Below are 6,001 nucleotides of genomic sequence, written 5' to 3'. Positions count from 1 at the left end.
TTCCAGGGTTGCACCTCCTACAGAAGAAACAAAATAACTAGGAGACCAAAGAGCATCTTTCCCATAGGGTTTAGGATAGCCAGCTTGTCCATACCTGCGACTAGAAACCCCTTTTAAAGAATTAACCATTACAGAAATAGAAAGTTTCGGTGGGTATTCAATTAGAGCGTGTACATGATCAGATTCCCCGTTCACAAATAATAAGACAGCGATCGCCCTTTTTCATTACAGGTGACAGAAAAGTTAGTGCCTCTCCTCACCAAAAAATGATCGCACTAAGCCTTACCAAAATTCATTAAAAATACTATCAATCGCTTCTTCCAATCCAGGCAAATAATTCTCAATTATAGTCCAAACTACATCAAGATCGACTCGTAGATAATCATGGGCTAAAACATTTCTAAAGTCGCCAATTTTTACCCATTCAATATTCGGCTGTGAAGCCTTCCAGTCCTCTGGTAACTGTTTAATGGATTCTCCCATAACCTCTAAATTTCTAAGGACAGCATCTTGAATCAAGATATTGTTCATAAAATCATTTTGTCCCTGTTGTGTATAATTCTCAATTCGAGTTAAACATTCTCGAATATGAATCAAGTAAATTCTGGCATCTTTCATAACATTATTGCCTCTGCCAAAATACGCTCTTTAATAAACTCGTGTAAAGATTTAGCCGATACAACATCAACTTTTCTATCCAATAAATCTTCTAGATCATGAATTAAACCGACCGGAAACCAAGACGAAATTTTTTCTATATCATAATCAATTAAAAAATCAATATCACTATTTTCTGTTTCTTCACCTCTAGCGACCGAACCAAATAAACGGACATTAAAAGCCCCATGATTCGCCGCAATTTCTAGGATTTTTTCGCGCTTTTCCTGAATTAAATTTTTTAAAGACATTACTCAAACCTCCCACTTCTCCATCTTAAACAATAAAACCGCAATCGCCCTTTTTCATTACAGGTGACAGAAAAGTTAGTGCCTCTCCTCACCAAAAAATGATCGCCCTTGATAATTGAAAGATCCCTTACCTGTTCGAGGGAGAAAGGAGGCTCTAGAGAAATCGCGTCGCCAGGGACGGTTTTCGCTTGTATTAGGGTTTTTCGAGCGTTCGAGTCGGCTTTTTGAAAATAATCCCGCGCATGGTTGCGACAGAGTAGTGGTTTCTAGCCACTCTCCTAGTTGAGTTCGGAAACTGGCAATTTCTCCTACCCAGTGACAGACGTTGCGTTCTCGCTCCCGTTCCGATTTGTGATAAGCTAACTTAAACAGGTGTTCGATAAGCTGGGTTAATAAACTTTCTACAGCCCTTCTGTCACTTTTCCCCATGCACTCCACTTCCTCGAGCAGATTTTCCCAGTCCACGTCATCAAACTTTTTTAGCTTTAAAAGTTCGGCGGTTTTGGAAGCCCAAAGAACAAAATCCTGATCGTATAATGCTTTCATTGATAAAGCTGTTTCTACTGCCATAGTTTCGTTCCAACTCCTAATAAAACTATTTCTTTAGCTTAACTTTAACTAGCGCAAACCCTTTTAACTTTTTTATCTTTTACTAAATATTATAACTCGATCTGATCAGACGTTATACAATAAATCTTGTCCCTCGATCGCATTGTCCCATGACTACCCCCTTCACTGCCGCAGAAATTGCCTCAGAAGGCATCAAACCCGAAGAATACGAAGACATAGTCAAAAGACTGGGAAGACACCCCAACAAAGCCGAATTAGGAATGTTTGGCGTGATGTGGTCAGAACACTGCTGTTATAAAAACTCCCGGCCGCTCCTCAAACAATTCCCCACCACCGGCGAAAAAATTCTCGTCGGTCCCGGAGAAAATGCCGGAGTAGTGGATTTAGGCGATGGATTGCGATTAGCCTTTAAAATCGAGTCCCATAATCATCCTTCTGCGGTGGAACCCTTTCAAGGTGCCGCTACCGGAGTCGGAGGCATCCTGCGGGATATTTTTACCATGGGGGCGCGTCCCATTGCTATCCTCAACTCCCTCCGTTTTGGTAACTTGGAAGATGCCCGCAATCGTCGCATTTTTGCCGGAGTCGTGGAAGGGATAAGTCATTATGGCAATAGTGTGGGCGTTCCCACGGTGGGCGGTGAGATATACTTCGATAATGCCTACAATGGCAATCCTCTGGTTAATGCCATGGCTTTAGGGCTAATGGAAACCGAAGAAATCGTCAAATCTGGGGCAAAAGGCCTGGGAAATCCGGTTTTATACGTTGGTTCTACCACCGGCCGCGACGGTATGGGAGGGGCAAGTTTTGCCAGCGCCGAATTAACCGATAAATCTATGGATGACCGGCCCGCGGTGCAAGTGGGCGACCCTTTTCTGGAAAAATCCCTGATAGAAGCTTGTTTAGAGGCATTTAAGACCGGCGCGGTGGTGGCGGCCCAGGATATGGGGGCCGCAGGGATCACCTGTTCTACTTCCGAGATGGCGGCCAAGGGAGGGGTGGGAATTGAATTAGACCTCGATAAAATCCCCGTCCGGGAAACCGGGATGGTTCCCTACGAATATCTGCTATCGGAATCCCAAGAAAGAATGTTATTTGTGGCAGCATCGGGACGAGAAGGCGAATTAATCGAGATTTTCCATCGTTGGGGACTTCAGGCTGTGGTCGCTGGCCAGGTAATTGCAGAACCGATCGTCCGTATATTATTTAAAGGGGAAATTGCCGCCGAAATTCCTGCCACGGCCCTAGCGGATAACACTCCGATTTATCATCGGGAATTACTAACAGAACCGCCAGAATACGCCCAAAAAGCTCAATTATGGCAAGATAGCACGATTCCTATTCCCGAATCCTATAACGAGATTTTATTAAAACTGCTCGATAGTCCCTCGATTGCCTCAAAACGCTGGGTTTATCGTCAATATGATCATCAAGTCCAGAATAACACCGTTATTCTCCCCGGGGGAGCCGATGCGGCCGTGATTCGCGTGCGTCCTCTGGGTGCTAATCCCGCAAATTCTCGGCGCGGTGTAGCGGCGACTACAGATTGTAATCCGCGATACGTTTATCTTGATCCCTATAACGGGGCTAAGTTGGCCGTGGCAGAAGCGGCCAGAAACCTTAGCTGTGTTGGTGCTGACCCTATTGCTGTCACGGATAATCTCAATTTCGGCAGTCCAGAGAATTCAATCGGTTATTGGCAATTAGCCACTGCTTGTCAGGGTATTGCCGAAGCTTGTCGGGAAATGAATACACCAGTGACTGGGGGTAATGTCTCTTTGTACAACGAAACCGTTGATGCAGCTGGCAGCCCCCAGTCTATTTATCCGACTCCCGTGATTGGGATGGTGGGATTAGTGCCGGATATAGGGCAAATTTGCGGTCAAGGTTGGCAAAAAACGGGGGATTTAATCTATATTTTGGGTTTTTCCTTGCCAACTATCGGCGCTTCCGAATATTTAGCCGTTATTCACGGTTTGGTGACGGGAAAACCGCCGGTAATTGATTTTGAATTAGAAAGAAAGGTACAAGCGGCCTGTCGTCGGGGAATTCGCGCCGGTTGGGTGAAATCTGCCCACGATTGCGCGGAGGGAGGTTTAGCCACTGCTTTGGCAGAATGCTGTATTAGTGGCCAATTAGGGGCGGAAATTGACCTTTCTTGGCACAATCAAGGCCGTTTTGACGCGGTGTTATTCGGAGAATTAGCTAGTTGCATTATCGTCTCCGTTTCCTCCGAAAATCAGCAAGATTGGGAAGAATATCTAAAGACACAATTAGGAGACTATTGGCAAATAACCGGCAAAGTTAGCGAAAAAAGCGAGAATATTCGGATTTTTGACCGGGATAAACAACCGGCGATCGATGTTAGTCTAGAAACTATACAGCAAGTTTGGTCAAAAGCGATCGAAAGAAGACTTTAGGGAAGGAAACAGGAGTCGGTCGTCAGGAGTGGGGAAATGGGGAAATGGGGAAATGGGGAAATAGGGAAATGGGGAAATGGGGAAATGGGGAAATGGGGAAATGGGGAAATGGGGAATTTCAGCTAAAACCCTAACACCCTAAAACCCCAAAACCCCAAAACCCTAACACCCCAAAACCCTAACACCCCAAAACCCTAACACCCAACACCTGATAACTGGATAACTGTTCCCAAATCCCCTTAAATAAGGTGTTAAAAATAGATTAAGATAAGTTAAGATTTTGTATCGAAAGTAGCCCCAAACCCCAGTCCTCTCATGTTTAGCCATCCCGACTCATCCCTATCCCTGAACCGCGTCGATAAGCCTGAAGAAGCCTGTGGAGTTTTTGGACTCTATGCCCCTGAGGAAGAAGTAGCAAAACTGACCTATTTTGGACTCTATGCCCTGCAACACCGAGGACAGGAATCGGCAGGTATTGCCACCTACGACGGGGAAACGGTGCATTGTTACAAAGAAATGGGCTTAGTTTCCCAAGTTTTTAGCGAAACTGTCCTTAAAACCTTGCCCGGTACTCACGCTGTCGGTCATACTCGTTACTCTACCACCGGTTCTAGCCGTCGCGCCAATGCCCAACCTGCCGTGATCGAAACCCGTTTAGGTAAACTTTCCCTAGCACATAATGGCAATTTAGTCAATACTTTTGAGTTAAGAAATGTATTAGAAAAGCGCGGTTGTGATTTCGGCACCACCACCGACTCGGAAATGATCGCCGTCGCTATCGGCCAGGAAGTGGATAGTGGCAAGGATTGGATACAAGCGGCGATCGATGCCTTTAGCTATTGTAGCGGGGCTTACAGCCTTGTTATCGGCACACCGACGGGAATTATCGGGGTGCGGGATCCCAATGGTGTCAGACCGTTAGTAATTGGGGTTTTGCAAGAAGAAGGCAATCCCCCCCGTTATGTTTTAGCTTCGGAAACCTGCGGATTAGATATTATCGGGGCCGATTATCTGCGGGATGTGCAGCCGGGGGAATTAGTTTGGATTAGTGAAGATGGCTTATCTTCAGTGGATTGGGCCATGAAACCGGAGAAAAAATTATGCGTTTTCGAGATGATTTATTTTGCTCGTCCCGATAGCATTGTTCACGAGGAATCTTTATATACTTATCGGGTACGTTTGGGGGAACAATTAGCCAAAGAGTCGCCGGTAGAAGCGGATATGGTGATGGGAGTTCCCGATTCTGGTATTCCAGCTGCGATCGGATTTTCGCGCATTTCTGATATTCCCTACGCGGAAGGATTGATTAAAAATCGTTATGTGGGACGGACTTTTATTCAACCAACCCAACACATGAGAGAGTCGGGAATTAAGATGAAATTGAATCCTTTAAAGGATGTTTTACAGGGAAAAAGAGTTATTATTGTTGATGATTCGATCGTGCGGGGAACCACTAGCCGGAAATTAGTTAAAGCTTTACGCGATGCTGGTGCAAGAGAAGTTCACATGAGAATATCTTCTCCTCCGGTGACTCATCCTTGTTTTTATGGCATTGATACGGATAACCAAGAGCAATTAATTGCGGCAACTAAATCGGTGGCGGAAATTCAGGCACAAATCGGGGTGGATAGTTTAGCTTATCTCAGTCATGATGCCATGTTAACAGCAACGAAGGAAGACCCGAAAACCTTCTGTACTGCCTGTTTTAATGGTGATTATCCGATTCCTGTACCCGATAATGTTAAGCGCTCGAAGTTGATCTTAGAAAAAGTTAAATAGGGTTTGCTGAATAAATCTAAAAACCTTGTTGGATAAGGTTTTTAGACTTTTTTTCCCTCAAAAAGTCCCTTATCGGTAAAACCCCATCCCCCATCCCCTACACCCCAACCCCCAACCCCCAACCCCCAACCCCCAACCCCCAACCCCCAACCCCCACCGAAAAACTTTTTGCCGCAAACCCTACTTAGGGTTTGCTGAAAAAGTTATTGAAAAGCACAGGTCTCTTAATCAATGATTTCACTTAGCTACAAGCATAAGCTTTAGTTGTTGATTAGTTTCTAAGTCATAACTTATTGTCATCATTGACCGAGAAAAAGTGCGGTT

At 45.0% G+C, this 6,001-nt stretch carries 4 protein-coding genes and 2 pseudogenes; 2 read left to right on the top strand and 4 right to left on the bottom strand.

Translation table 11 applies throughout. The annotated features are described in order from the left end of the window. The 4 genes and pseudogenes from tnpA to IM479_RS17925 all read right to left on the bottom strand — a co-directional run. Window positions 1–204 (bottom strand): annotated as a pseudogene (tnpA, locus tag IM479_RS17940) (IS200/IS605 family transposase); the annotation flags it as partial. 78 nt (window positions 205–282) lie between these two features. Further along, window positions 283–618, bottom strand: coding sequence for a HepT-like ribonuclease domain-containing protein (locus IM479_RS17935; protein WP_287684194.1), 336 nt, complete (start codon window positions 616–618; stop codon window positions 283–285). Beyond that, on the bottom strand, window positions 615–908 hold the full coding sequence (locus IM479_RS17930) for a nucleotidyltransferase family protein (RefSeq protein WP_287684192.1): 294 nt from the start codon (window positions 906–908) through the stop codon (window positions 615–617). The genes IM479_RS17935 and IM479_RS17930 overlap by 4 nt, the downstream gene beginning before the upstream one ends. A 122-nt stretch (window positions 909–1,030) precedes the next feature. Continuing rightward, a pseudogene (locus tag IM479_RS17925) lies at window positions 1,031–1,478 on the bottom strand (DUF29 domain-containing protein); the annotation flags it as partial. Between the two features lie 149 nt (window positions 1,479–1,627). Here IM479_RS17925 and purL point away from each other — a divergent pair. Together purL and purF are read left to right on the top strand one after the other, a co-directional pair. Next, window positions 1,628–3,898, top strand: a complete 2,271-nt coding sequence (gene purL / locus IM479_RS17920) for a phosphoribosylformylglycinamidine synthase subunit PurL (RefSeq protein WP_287684191.1) — start codon at window positions 1,628–1,630, stop codon at window positions 3,896–3,898. A gap of 315 nt (window positions 3,899–4,213) precedes the next feature. Continuing rightward, entirely contained in the window at window positions 4,214–5,677 is a 1,464-nt protein-coding gene (gene purF, locus IM479_RS17915) for an amidophosphoribosyltransferase (RefSeq protein ID WP_286827068.1), read from the top strand. The last annotated feature ends 324 nt before the right edge of the window (window positions 5,678–6,001 follow it).

The sequence above is a fragment of the Microcystis sp. M165S2 genome (assembly GCF_020245885.1).
Lineage (GTDB): Bacteria > Cyanobacteriota > Cyanobacteriia > Cyanobacteriales > Microcystaceae > Microcystis.
Note: the sequence above shows the minus strand (reverse complement) of the source record. Positions and strands in the feature narration are given on the sequence as shown.

Coding starts and splice junctions, on each gene's coding strand:
- IM479_RS17930 (WP_287684192.1), bottom strand. CDS start 908: ATGTCTTTAAAAAATTTAATTCAGGAAAAGCGCGAAAAAATCCTAGAA.
- IM479_RS17935 (WP_287684194.1), bottom strand. CDS start 618: ATGAAAGATGCCAGAATTTACTTGATTCATATTCGAGAATGTTTAACT.
- purL (WP_287684191.1), top strand. CDS start 1,628: ATGACTACCCCCTTCACTGCCGCAGAAATTGCCTCAGAAGGCATCAAA.
- purF (WP_286827068.1), top strand. CDS start 4,214: ATGTTTAGCCATCCCGACTCATCCCTATCCCTGAACCGCGTCGATAAG.